The organism is Paraburkholderia sp. WC7.3g, from assembly GCF_050436345.1.
In the GTDB taxonomy this organism is placed as follows: Bacteria; Pseudomonadota; Gammaproteobacteria; order Burkholderiales; family Burkholderiaceae; genus Paraburkholderia; species Paraburkholderia podalyriae.
The window spans coordinates 3,195,697-3,213,369 of record NZ_JBNDMA010000002.1 but is presented as its reverse complement, the minus strand read 5'-3'; the positions used below and the strand labels follow the sequence as shown (position 1 = coordinate 3,213,369).

At 64.6% G+C, this 17,673-nt stretch carries 21 protein-coding genes and 1 tRNA gene; 9 read left to right on the top strand and 13 right to left on the bottom strand.

Annotation, left to right across the window (positions count from 1 at the left end; genetic code table 11):
- Positions 1–10 precede the first annotated feature (10 nt).
- The 3 genes from OKW43_RS26155 (at position 11) to OKW43_RS26145 (ending at position 2,841) form a co-directional block, all read left to right on the top strand.
- Positions 11–253 carry a pentapeptide MXKDX repeat protein gene (locus OKW43_RS26155; RefSeq protein WP_187638995.1) on the top strand — a complete coding sequence of 81 codons (243 nt, stop codon included), beginning with the start codon at positions 11–13 and terminating at the stop codon, positions 251–253.
- Between the two features lie 438 nt (positions 254–691).
- Positions 692–1,621, top strand: coding sequence for an EamA family transporter (locus OKW43_RS26150; protein WP_187638996.1), 930 nt, complete (start codon positions 692–694; stop codon positions 1,619–1,621).
- A 422-nt stretch (positions 1,622–2,043) separates the two neighbouring features.
- A complete protein-coding gene (locus OKW43_RS26145; RefSeq protein ID WP_187638997.1) occupies positions 2,044–2,841 on the top strand; it encodes a DUF4397 domain-containing protein in 798 nt (265 codons plus the stop codon).
- A 257-nt stretch (positions 2,842–3,098) separates the two neighbouring features.
- On the opposite strand, the gene OKW43_RS26140 is transcribed toward OKW43_RS26145, so the two are convergent.
- Entirely contained in the window at positions 3,099–3,236 is a 138-nt protein-coding gene (locus OKW43_RS26140) for an entericidin A/B family lipoprotein (protein ID WP_184022056.1), read from the bottom strand.
- A 218-nt stretch (positions 3,237–3,454) separates the two neighbouring features.
- Positions 3,455–4,963, bottom strand: a complete 1,509-nt coding sequence (locus tag OKW43_RS26135; protein ID WP_376776504.1) for a sensor histidine kinase — start codon at positions 4,961–4,963, stop codon at positions 3,455–3,457.
- A 157-nt stretch (positions 4,964–5,120) separates the two neighbouring features.
- On the opposite strand from OKW43_RS26135, the gene OKW43_RS26130 reads away from it, so the two are divergent.
- The 5 genes from OKW43_RS26130 (at position 5,121) to OKW43_RS26110 (ending at position 7,461) form a co-directional block, all read left to right on the top strand.
- On the top strand, positions 5,121–5,297 hold the full coding sequence (locus OKW43_RS26130) for a DUF1328 family protein (RefSeq protein ID WP_027198173.1): 177 nt from the start codon (positions 5,121–5,123) through the stop codon (positions 5,295–5,297).
- A 93-nt stretch (positions 5,298–5,390) separates the two neighbouring features.
- Positions 5,391–5,552, top strand: coding sequence for a DUF1328 domain-containing protein (locus OKW43_RS26125; RefSeq protein WP_006052455.1), 162 nt, complete (start codon positions 5,391–5,393; stop codon positions 5,550–5,552).
- Positions 5,553–5,741: 189 nt separating this feature from the next.
- On the top strand, positions 5,742–6,314 hold the full coding sequence (locus OKW43_RS26120) for a ferritin-like domain-containing protein (protein ID WP_187638999.1): 573 nt from the start codon (positions 5,742–5,744) through the stop codon (positions 6,312–6,314).
- 62 nt (positions 6,315–6,376) lie between these two features.
- Positions 6,377–7,009, top strand: a complete 633-nt coding sequence (locus tag OKW43_RS26115) for a response regulator (protein ID WP_187639000.1) — start codon at positions 6,377–6,379, stop codon at positions 7,007–7,009.
- A 20-nt stretch (positions 7,010–7,029) separates the two neighbouring features.
- On the top strand, positions 7,030–7,461 hold the full coding sequence (locus OKW43_RS26110; RefSeq protein ID WP_187639001.1) for a response regulator: 432 nt from the start codon (positions 7,030–7,032) through the stop codon (positions 7,459–7,461).
- 22 nt (positions 7,462–7,483) lie between these two features.
- Here OKW43_RS26110 and OKW43_RS26105 read toward each other — a convergent pair whose 3' ends face one another.
- The 9 genes from OKW43_RS26105 to OKW43_RS26065 all read right to left on the bottom strand — a co-directional run bounded on the left by OKW43_RS26105 (position 7,484) and on the right by OKW43_RS26065 (position 15,854).
- Entirely contained in the window at positions 7,484–7,837 is a 354-nt protein-coding gene (locus OKW43_RS26105; RefSeq protein ID WP_187639002.1) for a DUF1493 family protein, read from the bottom strand.
- Positions 7,837–8,268: an STM2901 family protein gene (locus OKW43_RS26100; protein WP_187639003.1), complete on the bottom strand. Its 432-nt coding sequence runs from the start codon at positions 8,266–8,268 to the stop codon at positions 7,837–7,839. The genes OKW43_RS26105 and OKW43_RS26100 overlap by 1 nt, the downstream gene beginning before the upstream one ends.
- Positions 8,269–8,497: 229 nt before the next feature.
- Positions 8,498–9,697 (bottom strand): MFS transporter, encoded by a 1,200-nt coding sequence (locus tag OKW43_RS26095; protein ID WP_187639004.1) that lies wholly within the window; start codon positions 9,695–9,697, stop codon positions 8,498–8,500.
- Between the two features lie 186 nt (positions 9,698–9,883).
- Entirely contained in the window at positions 9,884–10,708 is an 825-nt protein-coding gene (locus tag OKW43_RS26090) for a phosphodiesterase (RefSeq protein ID WP_429450640.1), read from the bottom strand.
- 57 nt (positions 10,709–10,765) lie between these two features.
- Entirely contained in the window at positions 10,766–11,812 is a 1,047-nt protein-coding gene (locus tag OKW43_RS26085; RefSeq protein ID WP_429450638.1) for an ABC transporter ATP-binding protein, read from the bottom strand.
- Complete coding sequence (locus OKW43_RS26080) at positions 11,809–12,723, bottom strand: ABC transporter permease (RefSeq protein ID WP_429450636.1); 915 nt, start codon at positions 12,721–12,723, stop codon at positions 11,809–11,811. The genes OKW43_RS26085 and OKW43_RS26080 overlap by 4 nt, the downstream gene beginning before the upstream one ends.
- 50 nt (positions 12,724–12,773) lie before the next feature.
- A complete protein-coding gene (locus OKW43_RS26075; protein ID WP_187639008.1) occupies positions 12,774–13,598 on the bottom strand; it encodes an ABC transporter permease in 825 nt (274 codons plus the stop codon).
- On the bottom strand, positions 13,595–14,677 hold the full coding sequence (locus OKW43_RS26070; protein WP_429450634.1) for an ABC transporter substrate-binding protein: 1,083 nt from the start codon (positions 14,675–14,677) through the stop codon (positions 13,595–13,597). The genes OKW43_RS26075 and OKW43_RS26070 overlap by 4 nt, the downstream gene beginning before the upstream one ends.
- 82 nt (positions 14,678–14,759) lie before the next feature.
- A complete protein-coding gene (locus OKW43_RS26065; RefSeq protein WP_429450632.1) occupies positions 14,760–15,854 on the bottom strand; it encodes a LacI family DNA-binding transcriptional regulator in 1,095 nt (364 codons plus the stop codon).
- Between the two features lie 143 nt (positions 15,855–15,997).
- Here OKW43_RS26065 and OKW43_RS26060 point away from each other — a divergent pair.
- Positions 15,998–16,082, top strand: a tRNA-Leu gene (locus tag OKW43_RS26060).
- Between the two features lie 253 nt (positions 16,083–16,335).
- On the opposite strand, the gene OKW43_RS26055 is transcribed toward OKW43_RS26060, so the two are convergent.
- Positions 16,336–16,752 (bottom strand): DUF4279 domain-containing protein, encoded by a 417-nt coding sequence (locus OKW43_RS26055; protein WP_429450630.1) that lies wholly within the window; start codon positions 16,750–16,752, stop codon positions 16,336–16,338.
- A 10-nt stretch (positions 16,753–16,762) separates the two neighbouring features.
- Positions 16,763–17,539: a hypothetical protein gene (locus OKW43_RS26050; RefSeq protein ID WP_429450628.1), complete on the bottom strand. Its 777-nt coding sequence runs from the start codon at positions 17,537–17,539 to the stop codon at positions 16,763–16,765.
- Positions 17,540–17,673: the final 134 nt, after the last annotated feature.

Below are 17,673 nucleotides of genomic sequence, written 5' to 3'. Positions count from 1 at the left end.
GAGTCATCCCATGAAGAAGATTGCAATCACCACGATCGCGTTGTTGATGCTGGCAAGCGGCGGCACGGCCTTCGCGCAGGCGAGCGGCGCGATGTCCAACGATGAGATGTCGAAGAATGCGATGTCGAAAGATTCGATGTCCAAGGACAGCATGTCGAAGGACGGCATGAAAAAGGACACGATGAAGCACGACTCGATGAAAAAGGGCGGCGACGCGATGAAGCACGAGGCCTCGGGCGCGATGGGCAACTGAGTGCGCGGCCACGGTGCTTAGCGCTCCTGCCGATGCGCGAGCGCGCATCGAAGGGATGCGGAACTGAATGCAAGCCGGGGATGCCTCCCCGGCTTTTCTGTTGCAGGAACACCAAAAAGTTACGATTCTGTCGCGCGGCGTACTCGGCGCTTACTGCATAATGCGGTGCGCGTCGCGGCTTGGCCAGCCTTGCCGCCGCGCATCGCGGCCGCGCCGCGTCGTGTCGTTTCGAGCGATGCTGCCGCCACAGCCGTTTCTGGCGCTTCCGGCGCCGCCCATCGTCTTACCGTTCCACCAACATGTCCGCCAGCCTCGCCCGTCCGACCGCATCGCCGATGCGGTGCCCGCCATCCCGCCCCAAAGGTATCGACGCAGGCTCGGCGCCTTGCGGGCATCGAGCGCATCGCGCGGGTCGAGTGGCGACGGCGGGCTGAACGCATGTCGCCGCAACGCTCAGTTTTTTCTCCGCGTGGCTGGCCGCTGCGTTTGCCGCAGTCGCGCAACGGGCAGATCGCGCTCGCGCTCGCCGTCGTTTATCTGGTGTGGGGCTCGACCTATCTCGCGGTGCACGTCGCGCTCGGCTCGTTTCCGCCGCTGCTGATGTCGGGCTTGCGCAACCTGTTCGCCGGCATCGGTCTGTTCGTGTTCGCCGCGCGCCGCAAGCCGATCTGGCCGGGCCTCGCTGAAATCCGCAATGCGGGCCTCGTCGGCACGATGCTGGTCGGTCTGTCGAGCGGCATGCTCGCGTACGGCATGCGCACGGTCGGCACCGGCACCGCCGCCGTGATGGTCGCGACCGTGCCGCTGTTCGCGACCGTGATCGCGGTCGTCGCCGGACGCAAGATCGGCCGCGGCGAATGGTTCGCGGTCGGGCTCGGGCTCGCCGGTATCGTGATTCTGAGTCACGGCGACAGCACGCCGGGCTCGGCGAGCGGCAGTCTCGCGATTCTGTGCGGCGCGCTGTTCTGGGCCGGCGGCGCGCATCTGGCCGGGCGGCTGAAGCTGCCGTCGGACCTGTTTGTGTCGACCGCACTGCAGATCGGGCTCGGCGGCGCGATCTCGGCGCTGGTCGCGTGGGTGTCGGGCGAGCGGATGCTCGAGCTGCATTTTCTGCCGCTCGTCGCGTTTCTGTATCTGATGCTGATCGGCACGATGGCCGCGTACGTCGCGTACGGTTTTCTGATTCGCCACACGAGCCCGATCATCGCGAGCAGCTGCATGTACGTAAATCCGGTCGTCGCGGTCGCGCTGGGCGCGCTGCTGCTCGGCGAGCCGGTCACGCGCTCGACGGTGATCGCGACGATCGTGATTCTGATCAGCGTCGGCCTGTCTTTCTGGTTCGATTACCGGAAGAAGGGCAGCGCCTGATAGCGGCGCGGGTTCCGGTCGAACCGCGCGCCCGCTTTCAAAGGCCCGCCGTCCCCGCTGATTGCGCAGACGTGTAAAGCCCAGCTCGAGCTCGGCGAGTCAGTATGGGTAAGACGTGCAGGGACCGTGTAAGTGGGGAGCCGCACAAACGTACCCCGCGCGCCGTGCCCGAGCGCCGACGAAAAATTCTAAATCCCGGTAATCCGTTGAACCGCAAGACGTTCGTCAGTTTCCGCACGCCAATGTTAGCGCCACGGCACAGCCATTGCTGATTGCGGGCGTCCACCGACAGAGACGCGCCAACCGACAAAACCCGCGCGCCTGCGGCGTGGACGGGAGGGGGCGAGCGCGAGGTTTCCCGCGCTCGCCCACGTGTCAATGGGAGATGGGCGTCATGCCCGACATAAAGACAGGTGAACACAATGAAAATGATCCGAACCATGGTGGCGGTCGTTGCGACCGCGGCGGTCCTGAGCGCATGCGGCGGCGGGGGCGGCAGCGATACAGGCAAGGAGCTTGGGTTGACCAATCCCGAGATCCACTTCATTCACGCGATTCCAGGCGGACCCGCGGTCGACTTCCTCGTCAACGGCAGCGCGCCATCCGGGCAAACCAACGTCTCGTATAAAGGCGTGACCAACCTCACCAATATCGACACGGGAGCGACGAGCGTCGCGTACGCCGCGACCGGCACGAAGACCGCGCTCGCGAGCGGTAACTTCCCCGATGTCGCGAAGGGCCACGTGTACACCGTGCTCGCGTTGCCGGGTCTGTCCGCGCCGGACATCGGCCTGATCGACGATCCGTTCGACAAGGGCCTGCTGTCCGGTAGCGCGCGCGTGCGCGGCTTCAACGCGTCGGCGAACGCGACGGACCTCGACCTCTACCTCGTCCAGGCCACCGCCACCAGCATCACGAGCGTGTCGCCGACGATCCCCGGCGTGTCGTTCAAGAACGCGGTGCCGGCGAGCGGCCAGGATTCGATCTACGTGTCGGGCGGCCAGTACGTGCTGATCGCGACCGTGGCCGGCAGCAAGACGCCGATCTTCCAGTCGAACCCGTTCTCGCTGGCGAACAACGCCGACTGGCTGATCACGTCGGTGCCGATCGCGGGCCCGCTGAGCCAGCTGGTGCCGGGGCAGATTCATCTTCTGATCGCGCAGAACGGCAACACGAGCACGCCGAGCGTGGAACTATCGAATACCTTGACCGGGCAATGACGAGGGCCGCCGATCGCCGGATGAGCGTCGTGGCCCGAGCGTCGATAGGCCGCACGCGCTAGCCAGACAATAAAAGGACTTCGGACGATCGGAAGTTGGGGGGGACGGCACGGCGATCCACGCGAGTGGGTCGCCGTTCTGTTTTACCGCGTTCCGACAACGCTTCGCGTCGAAAGCCGGCAAGCAAACGAATCATAAAAAAGGCCCGCCTCGGCATCCCGCGACGGGCTCTCCAACTCCTGCTGCCATGTGCCGGCTTATTTCGCTTTCTCCGCCTCGTTCGTGATGGCGTGGCCACCCTTCGAAATGTCCTCGCCCGCGCCCGCCATCGTGTTGCAACCCGTGACAAGCATGGCGGTTCCTGCGAGCACAAGCAAAGCGATCAGTCGAGTCATGAAAGTTCTCCTAGTCGAGAATGCATCGGTTGATGTCGTCCGACCGGGGCCATGCCAGTCGATGAGGTCTCGATCCGGTTTCGAACCGGCCTGATTGCATGGTAAAAAAAGGGCAGGGGCGGCGCTGTCGGCCGTGCCGCGATTTTGTTGTAGGCGTGCTCCGGTGTTTGCGTCGGCGCACTCCTACAGCGGCTCCGCGGCGCCGCGCCGGGACCCACTCAGACGGGGCTTTGCGACGAAGTGGTCGGCGCGGCCGGCGACGCCAGCGGCAGATCGACCGAAGGCGTCGCGGTGCTCGCGCTCGGCATCACGACGTCGATGTCGGTGCCGTTCAGCGCGCCACGGCGGATCTCGAAGCGCCCGCCATGCGCGGCGACGCGCTGGCGCATGCCGAGCAGGCCGTGCGTATGCGTGCGCTTCAGATCGGCCGGCATGATGCCGACACCGTTGTCCGCGATATGCAGCGCGACCTCGCCGTCGCCGACCCGCAATGCGATTCCGACCTTCGAGGCGCGCGCGTACTTCGCGGCGTTCGTCAGCGACTCCTGCGCGACGCGAAATAGCGCGATCTCGGTCTGTTCGTCGAGCTGGACATCGTCGGCGGGCAGGTGCAGCTCGAGCGTCCAGTTGTTGCGCTGCGCGGCTTCGTCGGCGAGCGTGCGCAGCGCGGTGACGAGCCCGAAATTGGCGAGCACGGTCGGTCGCATGTCTTCGATGATGCGCCGCTTCAACGCGATGCCCTGGTCGAGATTGGCGAGCGCGCGCTGCAGCTTGTCGGCGATGTCCGGCTCGCTGTCCTTCAGCTTGCGGCGCGCCCACGCAACGTCCATCCGGCAGGCGGTCAAAATCGCGCCGAGTTCGTCGTGCAACTCGCGCGCGAGCTGCGTTTTTTCGTTTTCGCTGACCGCCTGCAGATGCCAGCCGAGCGCTTCGAGCTGGCGCGTGCGCTCATTGACGAGCTGGTCGAGTTCCTCCTGCTGCGTAATCAGCTGACGCTGCGCGCGCGCCTGCCGGTCGATCTGGATGCCGAGATTGCGAAACAGCAGAATGAACAGCACGATGTTCAGCGCCGACAAACCCGCCGCGCACAGCGTCGACAGCCGCTGATCGGCGCGGCTCGCGGCCAGCGCGTGCTGCGCGCGACGCTCCTCGTTGTCGCGCAACAGCGTGAGCGTGCTGTCGATCAGCGACGCGTCCGCCGGATTGACGTCGCTCGCGGGCCCGCATACGCCGAGATCGAGCGGATGTGGCGCCGCGCGCTGCATCGCGGCGGCGCCCGCGCCGATGCGCGCGTCGATCAGCGCGAGAATCTGCGTGAAGCTGGCGAGTTCCGCGCCGTCCGCGCGGCCGCCGCGATAGAAGTGGTCCAGCTGCTGCGTGGTGTCGCGGATGCGCGTGGCGCTCGCGCAGAATGCGTGGGCGGACGCGTCGTCCTTCGTCAGAAGAAACCGGTTCTGTTGGGCGTCCAGACGCGCCAGGTCACTCGCGAGCGTGCTCAGTCGCACGGTGACGTCGCGCGCTTCGAGCGCGGTCTCGTACTCGGCGGTGATGCGCTGACGCGCGGTCTCGAGAATCACGAGGCCGCCCACCGTGATGACGATCGCCACCGTCATCGCGATCGCCCAGCTGCGATTGCGCATCCAGTCGGCGAGACGCGCCGTCGCGCGCGCGCACTGTTGTTCCGGCAGGTTCCGCACATTCGACACTTTCGGCTCCAGAACGGGCATCGACGCCAGCATCGCGCGAAACCGCGCGCGTAACGTCGTCGTAATCCAATGTAAGCGGATTCTCACACGAAAAACGGCGGACGTCGGAATGCGCGCGGCGCCGCGCATCGATAGCATGGATCCGATCGTTCATTCAATGTTTCGGGAGGCGGCCATCATGCTGAAGTGGGCACTGTTCTTCGCGATCATCGCGGTGATCGCGGGTCTTCTCGGCTTTACCGGCATCGCGGCCGGCGCGGCGGCGATCGCGAAGTTCCTGTTCTTCGTCTTTGTCGTGCTGTGCGTGGTGTTCCTCGTGCTGGGCTTCGTCGTGACGAAGAAAATGATCGATTAGCGCAGCCATCGCCGTGGTGGCGGGCCGCGCCTTGTTAGCAGGCGAGCAGTTTGCTTGTAGTCGATGTGAAGGCCAACAAAAGGGAGAAATGCCATGCTTCACTATGCCATCGTCTTCTTCGTGATTGCGATCATCGCGGCGGTGTTCGGCTTTACCGGCATCGCGGCCGGCGCGGCCGAAATCGCGAAGATCCTGTTCTACATCTTCCTCGTCGTGTTCGTGGTCACGCTGCTGCTCGGCGTGTTCCGAACCTAGCTGGACCGGTCTGGATGAACGCGATACATAGGCACGTAATACGTAGGCAGGCAACAAGGCGCGCGGACGCGAGGCGTTTGAATCTTCCTGATCGAGACGCCCGCGCCCGAAGCGCCGTCGGTCCCATCGGCGCATCTGCGTGATTCATGCCGATGCGCGATTCCCCGTACCGGATAAAGGAGAAGTTCGATGACAAAGCAATCTGGCGCCCATGGCACGGCATCGCAGTCCAGCGGCTCGTTCGTGATGGACTTGCAGAAGATTCGCGACGATGCGCGCAAGCACATATCGGACGGTCCCGTCACCTCGAGCTATGGCGCCGACCGCGACACCGTGCTCAAGCTGCTCAACGACGCGCTCGCGACCGAGCTCGTCTGCACGCTGCGCTACAAGCGGCACTACTTCATGGCGAAGGGCATCAACTCGGAAGCGGTGGCGACCGAGTTCGCCGAGCACGCGAGCGAGGAACAGGAGCATGCCGACCGCCTCGCCGAGCGCATCGTGCAACTCGGCGGCGCGCCCGATTTCGCGCCGGATCGCCTGAAGACGCGCGCGCATTCGGAATACAAGGAAGGCACCGATCTGACCGACATGATCCGCGAGAATCTGATCGCCGAGCGCATTGCGATCGATACGTATCGCGAGATCATCCGCTACCTCGGCGACAAGGACGTGACCACGCGCCGGCTGTTCGAGGAGATTCTGTCGGTCGAGGAAGAGCATGCCGACGATATGGCGGATCTGCTGTCAGGTCGGGAGTAGCAGCGCGGGAGTAGCAGCGCGAAGCGATAGGAGCGACTCCCTTTGCAACGGATACCCAACCGATGATTCGAGTGCTGATAGCTGACGATCATGCGATCGTTCGAGGTGGTTTCAGACAGTTCGTCGCCGACGAGCCGGACATGTGCGTCGCCGCCGAGGCCGCGACCGGCGAGGAAGCGATCGGCCTCGTGCGCGAGCAGGCATTCGACGTCGTGCTGCTCGACATCGCGATGCCTGACAAGAACGGCATCGATACGTTGCGTGTGATCAAGCAGGTGCGTCCCGAGCAGGGCGTGCTGATTCTATCGGGCTATCCCGAGAGCCAGTACGCGATCAATCTGCTGCGTGCGGGCGCGAACGGTTATCTGAACAAGGACTGCGAGCCGGAAGAAATCGTGCGCGCGATCCGCTCGGTCGCGCGTGGGCATCGCTATCTGTCGGAGGCGGTTGCCGATACGCTGGCCGACAATCTCGACAAGCCCGCCGCTGGGCGTCCGCATGAAGCGCTGTCGGAGCGCGAATTCCAGATCTTCCGCAAGCTCGCGGCCGGCCAGTTGCCGACCGCGATCGCCGAAGAGCTGCATCTGTCAGTCAAAACGGTGAGCACGTATCGTGCGCGGGTGCTCGAGAAGATGCGTCTCGCGAACAACGCGGACCTCACGTATTACGCGATCAAGAACGGCCTGATCGAATGACGGACGATCGAGACATCCCGATGAACAGCGAACCGAACCCCGCTACCGAGCCAGCCAACCGCGCGCCGTTGCGCGTGCTGCTGATCGAGGATTCGCCGCTGATCCGCCGCAGTCTCGTCGAGGCGATCGATGCGTCGGGCCTGCTGCGGGTGGCCGCTTACGCCGATTCGGCCGAGCAGGCGATCGCGTTGCTCGGCGACGAAGCGTTCGACGCGGTGATCGTCGATTTGCAGCTGAAGCAGGGCTCGGGCGTGCCGGTGCTCGCGCATCTGCAGCGCGAGGGGCTGATCGATTCGATGTTCGCGGCGGTGCTGACCAATCACGCGTTGCCCGCGTACCGCGAGCGTTGCGAGCAGTATGGCGTGCGGCACTTCTACGACAAATCGTTCGAGTTCGATCGCGTGCTCGATGCGCTGCATGAGTATGCGTTGGGGCGGGGCGGCGGGGTGTAAGAATCTGCGCGGGCGGATGTATCTAGTCAGGTTTCCACGCTCCGCGCTTCATCGCTTCTTCGAGCATCCCAAGGGTAAGCGAACGTCCACCCAGTAATTCTCGCGCGCTGGAACTGAACGGGGATTTCAATGCGGCGGCGACGATGTCGCGCTTTCGCATGTTGGCGGATGGAACGTGGTAAGCGACGTCGAAATCGCGCAGGTCCACATGGAAGCGCTCAGCCCATGCCTGCATCACCTCGACGATTTTCGCTGGCTCCCAATCCAGATCGTGATACAGATCCATGTCGCGGGTCAGCTTGTCGTCGAGAGGCAGCCCGGCGGGAGTGCGCATTTCGCGGATGAACTGAGCGAGATCGAGCCATACATCGTTCATTACAGACGATCCTCCGGTTTCACCAGGCGGTTATATGCATTAACCGTCTTGTAGCCGATTATTGCCACGTCAGATGCGGTGATTATCCACCCCACTCCGGGAATTGCTCGACCGACGAATACGCCCAGATGGCTCGTCAACTTCACGCGCAGTAGTACGACGCTGGTCCATGACGTGAAGGTAGGCAGAATTCGATGCTTTAACTCGAAGGGCAATAGCGAGCGGGATAGCTTCGACGCCACTGACGTGCCTTTTACCGCCCCGCCAAATTTGCCTCGCGTCGGAATGAAGCGCGAGCCTGCGACGATCATGGCGGCACCGACGGCATCGCTGATCCCGATTTCGGCCATGGTTTCATCCACGGCGATTAGAAGGAAAAGTTGCGAAGGGGTTAGTTCGCTGTGTATTCCGTAGTTATATGTATTCGACATACCGGCGTGCAGACTTGATCGGGCAGGGGACGACGCGTAACACGTCTATGAACAATGGCGCGAGTCTTCGACTCGTGCCACACCGGTCCGTTAAGCTATCCAGTAACGACGAATTATGAAATGGGCGCAGGATGATTCCGCGCGACGGAATGCGACAGGCGTTGCCAGGCTGCCCCCAGCGGTGGCAAATCGACAAGCCGGTTCTTATCCGGCGCTGGTCAGCCTGATATCAATGCCCAGCCCGCGCCGGCAACCGCAAATGATTCCACGCGCCGAGCCCGGCAAACACGATCCCCGCGATACTGACGCCGATCCACCCGAACACCGGCCATACGATCGCGCCGACACCCGAGCCAAGCGCCCCGCCGATGAAATACGCGACCATGTAGACGGTATTCACGCGGCTGCGCGCATCGGGCTTCAACCCGTAGATGCGCGACTGATTCGAAATCTGCGCGGCTTGCACGCCAATGTCGAGAATGATCACGCCGACCACGAGGCCCGCGATGCTCTTTGCCGACGCGCCGAAAATCACGAACGCAATCACGACCAGCACCAGCGACACGGTGATGATCGCGCGCGGTCCACGCCGGTCGGCGAACTTGCCGGCGAGCGGCGCGGCCAGCGCGCCGGCCGCGCCGACGATGCCGAACAGCCCCGCCGCCTGCGGCCCGAGATGAAACGGCGCGCCCGCGAGCAGCAGCGCGAGCACCGACCAGAAAATGCTGAACGCCGCGAACAGCGCCGCACCGGTCAGCGATGCCTCGCGCAGCGCGCGATGCTCGGTCACCAGATGCCACATCGACACGAGCAGCTTGCCGTACGGCAGCGTCGAGGTCGGCTGGCTCTTCGGCAAACGCAGGATGATGACGACCGCGAGCGCGAGCAGCGCGACGACCGATGCGCCAAAGACCGCGCGCCAGCCGAAGTATTCGGCGACGATGCCCGCCGCGGTCCGCGCTAGCAAAATGCCGAGCAGCAGGCCGCTCATCACGGTGCCGACCGCGTGGCCGCGCTCGGATGGCGGCGCGAGTTCGGCCGCGAACGGCACGGCCTGTTGCGCGATGGTCGCGAGCACGCCGATTGCGAGACTCGTGACGATCAGAACAGCGAGCGTCGGCGCCGACGCCGCAATGACGAGCGCGACGCACATCCCGGCGATCTGCAGCAGGATCAGCAGACGCCGGTCGAAGCGATCGCCGAGCGGCGCGAGCAGCAGCATGCCGGCCGCGTAGCCGAGCTGCGTGACGGCCGGCACCGCGCCGACCCATGACGCGCTGCCCGGAAACGACCGGCGGAAGTTGTCGAGCAGCGGCTGGTTGTAATAGATGTTCGCGACCGAGACACCCGCGATCGTCGCGAGCAGCAGCAACAGGCCGCGCAACGACGGGGCGGAGGAAGCGGAAGTGGAAGCGTCGGAAGTGGACATGACAGAGGCGGATCGACGGACCGGCCCATGCGCGGTCCTCAAGCGTGCCGATCATACCGGAGTGGCGGGGTTCATGCTGACGGCCACGACGGCCCGCGGTGGCCTGCGCGAGCGCCGAAACGGACGCGAGCCGGCGAGGCTCCCCGCGCGTCCGGCATCGGGCTGGAGCGAAGCGTGTCGATCGATTCAGTCGATCAACGCGCCAGCGTCGTAGAACGGATAGGGGCCGTCGGCCGCGTCGATATACGCATGATGCGTGACGATGCCGGTCGCCGGATCATAGTCATGCAGCGCGTAGGCGGGCGGCTCCATCACGAACATCGACGGTCCGTCCTCGCGAAAATCGAGCGCCACCTGGTGCGCGGGCGCTGGAATCGCGCTCGCGATCGTGCCGCCGAAGCGCACGAACATCGACCGATGCACGTGCCCGCAAAGCACCCGCTCGACGTTGGGATGCCGGGCGATCAACGCGGCGAGCTGGTCCGACGCCGCCTGATCGAGCCGGATCTCGTCCATATGTCCGATGCCGCACGCGAACGGCGGATGATGCAGCGCGACCACGACCGGCTTGCCGCGCGCCGCATCGAGCTGCTGCGCGAGCCACGCGAGCCGCGTGTCACACAGCATGCCGGCGCTCGAACCGGGCACCAGCGAATCGAGCGCGAGCACGCGCAGCGGGCCGACATCGAGTGCGTACTGCACGAACTCGCCACCGCTTAGCAGTTCTTGTCGCTCAGGAAACGCCGCGCGCAACGCATTGCGTTCGTCGTGATTGCCAACCATCAGGAAGTAGGGGATCGCGAGCGGCGCGAGCAGCGTCTTCAGGTGTGCGTACTGCTGCGGATCGCCCTGATCGACGAGGTCGCCGGTGATCAGCACCGCGTCGGGGCGCGGTGTCAGCGCATTGAGCGCGTCGACGCAGCGCGCGAGATAGGCGGCGGTATCGACGCGGCGATACGCGAGCACGCCGGGTTGCTTGATATGCAGGTCGCTAATTTGAGCCAGCAGCATGACAGAGGTCCTTCGGGTTCCTTCGTATTGAGCGCCAGGATGCGGCGCCGCTTTTACCTACGATAGCGCAATGAGTGCGTCCTGCCCGATCGAAATGCCGACCGGCGTGCCGCGCGCGAGCTCGATACGGCCCGCGACGTCGACGAAGAGCGGCTCGGGCGCGGCGCCGCCAATCGTCAGACGCGTGCGTTCGCCGAGGAACGCGGTGCTTTCGATCTGGCCGCGCAGCTGCGCGAGCGCGGGGTCGGTGAGCCGCGCGTCCTCGGGGCGAAAGAAGATTTCGTGCTGGCCGCCGGGGTTCGACGCATGCGCGGGTAACGGCACGCCGCCCCCGGTCGTCGTCAGCATGCCGTCGCGCGGCTCGCCCGCGACACGGTTGATCGTGCCGACGAACTGCGCGACCGTGCGATTGGCTGGACGATAGTAGATGTCGCGCGGCGAACCGATCTGCTCGATCCGCCCCGCGCTCATCACGACGATGCGATCGCCGAGTTCCATCGCCTCCGCCTGGTCGTGTGTCACGTAGACGGTCGTGATGCCGAGTTCACGCAACAGCACGTTCATCTCGCTGCGCAATGCGTCGCGCAGACGCGCGTCGAGCGCGGTCAGCGGTTCGTCGAGCAGCAGCACGCGCGGCTGCACCGCGAGCGCGCGCGCGAGCGCGACACGCTGGCGCTGGCCGCCGGACAGTTGATCGATCGGTTTGTCGGCATGCGCGGTGAGCCGCATCATGCCGAGCAGTTCGTCGACGCGTTCTCGCGCGGCTGCGGCCTGCACGCGTTTGATCTTCAGACCGTAGCCGATGTTGCCGCGCACCGTCAGGTTCGGAAACAGCGCATAGCTCTGGAACACCATGCCGACCGCGCGTTTTTCGATCGGCAGGGTGGTCACGTCGTCGTCGCCGAAGGCGATGCGGCCGCCTGCGTCGGGGGTTTCGAGACCCGCGATCAGGCGCAGTGTCGTCGTCTTGCCGCAGCCCGACGGTCCGAGCAGCACGAGGGTTTCGCCCGCGCCGATCGACAGATCGAGCGATTCGAGCACACGCGTGCCGCGAAACGTTTTGGCGCACTGCGTGAGCGTGATGGGAACCGATGTCAGTTTCATGGCGTGTCGATGGGCTTCGCGGAAAAGGTAGCGCCGCGCTTCCTCGACGCGTTGCGCTGGCCGGTCGCATCGACGCCGAGCCATTGCATCGCGACGAGCAGCGGCATGGTCATGATGAAGAACAGGATCGTGTACGCGCTGCCGATCTCGATGCGCATCGACGCGTAGGTATCGGCGAGGCCGACCGGCAGCGTCTTCGTATCGGGCGTGTGCAGCATCCACGTGAGGTTGAATTCGCCGATCGACAGTGTAAGCACCGCGAGCGCGCCCGCGACGATGCCGGGCCGCGCGTTCGGCAGCACGATCGTGACGAAGCGCGTGAAGAAGCCCGCGCCGAGGCTGGCCGCGCCTTCTTCGAGCGTGCGCAGATTGCTGCTCGCGCAGACCGCGGCGACCGCGCGCACCATGAACGGCAGCGTGAACACCACATGCCCGACGACGATGAATGCCGCGCTCATGCGAAACGCCGTGAAGCCGCCGTAAACCACCAGCAGCGCGAGCGCCGATGCGAGGCCTGGCAGCGCGATCGGCAGCACCAGAAACTCTTCGACGACGCGTGCGAAGCGGCTCTTGCCGCGCGCGAGCACATAGCCTGCGGGCACGCCGGTCAGCAGCGTGACGACGAGGGTCGCCGCGGCCACTTCGAGCGACAGCCACACCGAGTCGTGATACTGGGTCCACACTTCGACGAGCCAGCGCAACGTGAGTCCGCTCGACACGCCCTTGAAGTAGTTGACCGTCAGCCCCGCGACGATCGACATGACGACCGGCACGATCAGGAATGCGCACAGCAGCAGCGTGACGAACCATTGGCCCGCGGCGAGCCAGCTTCGCGTGGAAGGCCACGCGCGTCGCGTGTGCGGTCCCGCTGCCCGCTGCGAAGACGGCGAACGGGCGGTGATTGAGTTCATAGGCAGGGGGTCGTTCTGTTCGGGAACGCCGGGCTCCGGCAACGTGCCGCTCATGCGCTCGCCGCCACGCCCGAACCGCTCGCGCTGCGCGCGATCGCGAGCACCGCCCACGTGACGATGCCCAGCACGATCGACAGGCCCGCGGCCGTCACCATGTTCGCGTTCAGCGTGAACTCGGTATAGATGGTCATCGGCAGCACGTCGATGTCGGTGGCGAGCGTAAACGCCGTGCCGAACGCGCCCATCGCGGTCGCGAAGCAGACGGCGCCCGCCGCGATCAGTCCAGGCGACAGCGCCGGCAGCACGATGTCGCGCATGATGCGCCACGGCGATGCGCCGAGCGAGCGCGCGGCCTCTTCGAGCGATGCATCGAGCTTGCTCGCCGACGCCATCACGGTGACGATCACGCGCGGAATCGAGAAGTACAGGTAGCCCAGAAACAGGCCGCTCATCGAATACGCGAACACCCAGCGATCGCCGGCGAGTTTCATCGACAGTGCGCCGATCAGCCCCTGACGACCAGCGAGCATGATGACCATGAAGCCCACGACGACGCCCGGAAACGCGAGCGGAAACGTCAGCAGCGCAAGCAGCGTGCGCTTGCCGGCGAATTCGCGTCGCGCGAGCAGCAGCCCCGCGATCACCGACAGCACCAGCGTGGCCGCCGTGACCGCCGCCGACAGCACCACGGTCGCGCCCAGGCTCGACATATAGCGCGGATTCGTCACCATCGCGCGATAGGTCGCGAATCCGTGGCCGCCGCCGGAGAGCTGCGCGAGCGCGCCCATCGGCAGCAGCCAGAACGCGATGAACACCGCGAGCGCGGGCGCGAGCAACGCGATGCGCCAGCGCAGCGGGAACGTGACGTCGTTCAATGCATCACCTGCAGATAGCGCTCGCCGAAGCTCGACTGCTTGTCGGCCATCTTCGCGAAGTCGACCGGTTTCGCGCGCGCGTATTCGCTCGCGGGCAGGAACTGCGCGGCCGTCGCGGCGCTCATCGCGCTCGCGCGCACCGGCCGCAGATACGCCTGCGCCCACAGCTTCTGGCCTTCGTCGGACAGCACGAAATCGAGCACCTTCTTGCCGTTCGCTTCGTGCGGCGCGCCCTTCACGAGGCTCATCACGTACGGCACCGAAATCGTGCCTTCCTTCGGAATCACGAACTCGACGTTCGCGTGATCCTTGTACTTCGCGCGATAGGCGTCGAAGTCGTAGTCGAGCAGGATGGGAATTTCGCCGGACAGCACGCGCGCGTACGCCGTCTGCTTCGGCACGATCGGCGCGTTCGCCTTGAGCTTTCTGAACCAGTCGAGGCCCGGCTCGAAGTTCTCGAGCGTGCCGCCGAGCGCCTGGTTGACCGCGACCGCGCCCGCATAGCCGACGAACGCGCTCGACGGATCGAGGTAGCCGATCATGCCTTTATATTCGGGCTTCAGCAGGTCGGCCCACGAGCGCGGCACCGGCTTGCCTTCGAGCGCGTCCTTGTTGACGAAGAAGCCGAGCGTGCCGGAGTGGATCGTGAACCAGTAGCCTTGCGGGTCTTTCAGGCCGGCGGGGATGTCGTCCCAGTGCGCGGGCTTGTACGGCTGGACCACGCCCTTGTTCTTAGCCTGGAAGGCCGACGACACGCCGAGATAGACGACGTCGGCGACCGGGCTTTTCTGCTCGGCCATCAGTTGCGCGATCGATTGTCCCGAGTTCTTGTTGTCGAACGGCACGCGAATGCCGGTATTTTGCTGGATCGCCTTGATCTGGCTCGCCCAGTCGGCCCATTCGGGCGGGCAGTTGTAGCAGATCGCGGTTTCGTCGGCGCGCGCGGTTTGCGGCGCGAGCGCGACGAGCGCCGCGCCGGCGACGAGCAGGCTCGCCGGCAGTACGGTCGCGGCGGCGTGCGAGAGTTTCTGCCACAGCGGTTTGAGCGAGGATGCGAACCGTGAGGGTGAGCGGATCACTGCGGGTCTCCTGGGTCGGATGGGTTACGCGAGTTGGTGATGACAGCTGGGCGCGCGTATGCGCGTGCCTTCGTTTGGCTTCTTATGCGAACGGCTTTTCCGTGGCTGCCGCAGCGCTCGGCGGGTGGGCCGGCGACGCTCCGTCGAGATTCGGGTGCGAGCCGAGCGCCGCGATCGTCGCGCCTTCGCGCACGCTGTGCGGCAAGGTCAACGCGAGCGAGCTTGCGGAGAACGCGCGCTGGTCGCGCGCGCCGCCGATCCGTGCAAGCAGACGCTGCCACGCCGCGCAGCCGATCTCGCGATTCGGCGCGCAGATGCTCGCGAGCGCCGGCGACAGCAGTTCGCCCATCGCGAGGCCGTCGAAGCCGAGAATCGACATGTCCTGCGGAATCTTCAGACGCGCGCGGCGCAGGCCGCGCATCACGACCATCGCGAGCAGGTCGTTGCTGCAGAAGAGGGCGGTCGGACGGTTTGCGCCGTGCGTCAGGTGCGCGAGCACGGACGGCGCGAGTTCCTCGGCATTGAAATCGACTTCGAGCGCGGGCGCGGCCGTGAGGCCGGCCTGCTGCATTGCCTGCGTGTAGCCGAGATGCCGCTGGCGCGCGCGATCCGACGCGGCGAACGAGCCGGCCAGCATCAGGATGCGGCGATGGCCGTGCGCGATCAGCCGGCGCACGCCGTCGTAGGCGGCGAGGCGATTGTCGACCGACACCGACGGGCGGCGCACCGTGTCGTTGTGCATCAGCACGTACAGCAGGCCGTCGCGGTCGAGTTCGTCGAGCAGCGGATGCGTGTCGGCATCGGCGACCGTCAGGATCAGCCCTTCGACGCGATGCTCGCGCAGCGTTTCGATCGCGTGACGTTCGCGGTCCACGTCGTACTGTGTGGTCATCAGCATCAGCCGATAGCCTTGCGCTGACGCGAGATCGTCGATGCCTTGCAGGCATTCGGCGAACACCGGGTTCGCGAGCGTCGGCAGAACGACGCCGACGAGGCGCGTGCGCTCGCCGCGCAATTGCCGGCCGAGCGGGCTCGGCCGGAAGTTCAGCGCGTCGATCGACTGGCGCACCTTGTCGAGCGTGACGGGGTTCACGGTGTGCGGCGCGTTGATCGCGCGCGATACCGTGGCGATGGAAAAGCCGGCGTGGGCGGCGACATCCTTGATCGTCGGGGTCATCGGTTTTCTGCCCGCTGTAATCGTTTTCGTGAGCGGATTATCGGAAACGTTTATGACTTGGGGATGAATGCGGGTGTCGGGCGCTTTTTGGGGCTGCCGCGACGCGATGGTAGAATTCGCGTCCACGCGCGATTGCGACCCCTGCCGGGGTGATGAAATTGGTAAACATAGCGGACTTAAAATCCGCCGCCTTCGGGCCTGCCGGTTCAAGTCCGGTCCCCGGCACCAAATACTGAACTGAGACAGGCTGAATGGGCGCAGATCGCGAAGTCATTCCGATCAAAGGCGGGACGGTCACCTGACTACCTCAGCGGGACAATCTTTTGGAACAGCGCCGCCCAATGATGGAAGCGTGGGCCGGGCATGTATGCGGCATAGAGGATTAATTCAGAAGTGCGGCCCATAACACTCGCGCTGTGCCTTACAAGCTCGCACAAAAAAGCCGACTCGCGAGGATCGGCTTGTGCATTCGAGCGAGGCTCTATCGATATTCATCAATCTCAACCGTGCCGCCCATGGCTTCCATCATGGTGCGAATATCGTCGGGCACATCAGGCACGCGGTCGCCGCTCTCGTTGTCCCAATAACAGAAGAAACGCATCTGTGCGCCCTTGTCTGCGAGTAGCTGGCGCAAGTCATCTCGCGGCAAATTCAGGCGATCAATAAGATAGCGGAGATGCGGTTCCAGCGAGTCGCTATGAACGGCGGCTTTGCTTCTCACCCCCCATACGCCGGTACGCCCCGGCACGCTGCTCAATCGCCCCGACGGAGTCATAAACCGCTTCCCCTTGACTATCGTCGTGTCCGGCGGAACGCCGAAATATCCGGTCCAAACTTCGGGATCTAAATCATCCCCGGCTATCGAAAATGATACATGTGCGAGTTGATGTGTGTTCATCGTATGAAGATCAGTTTGCATAGTCGTGCATATTGCCGATGATGTTTTTTCTAAATTCAACGTCCCCACTATCGTGCCAAATGACATTGTCATCGCCTCGCAGCTTGAGATCATATTTCATCGCGTGGACCATGTCGCCAAACGTGTCGCGGTCATACCCTAGCATCCTCGCCGCGTAGTTTGGATTGTTCGTGCTCGCGGCGAGTTCAACGACATCACCGCTCAACGCGTCAGGCACATACTCAAACGGCTGCGCGTCGCCGAGCAACGTTGATGCGCCTCTATCGCCAGCCCTGGTCGCGCGCGCAGCGTTCAACCGGGCTTGCCAGGTGGCCGCATCATACTGGACGGACAGCACAGGTTCGCCGTCCGGGCGATTACCGGCCCTCGTTGCGATATCCCTCAACGGCGCGCTGCTGTAGGGTGACCGAAACAGGCCATTACGCGGACCTTTAATGGCAAGCAGGGCACCCCGGCGCACCTCTTCGAGAAGCGCGAGGATGACCCACCAGCCATCGGTGTCAGGGTTCCGGTCCCGTACATGATGAAAAAACAGCCAGTGACCGCCAATGAGATTCCTGACCAGTTTCCGGTCCTCCTCCCACTTCCTGTGATTCAGTTGGGCAATAGCAAGAAATTCCCGGGTCTCTGCCCTGGCCGTCTGAAGGTCTGCGGCCTTGCCGAGGCACGCCTTGTAGTGCCATTCGTCGCAGATGACATAACAGGCACCCGGTGGCCGCTGGCAGAACAGCTCCACGGAGTGCATTTCAAATACGGACAGGGACATAGGTGTGTCGATGATCTATCTGAAGTCGCTGCCGAGGTTGACAGCAGTCAGATAATTACCGTGCGACAGGCAGTCCGTACATGGGCGACAGCCCAAAATCTCCACGGCTCTCGTGTTCGCGCCACGCGCGGGCG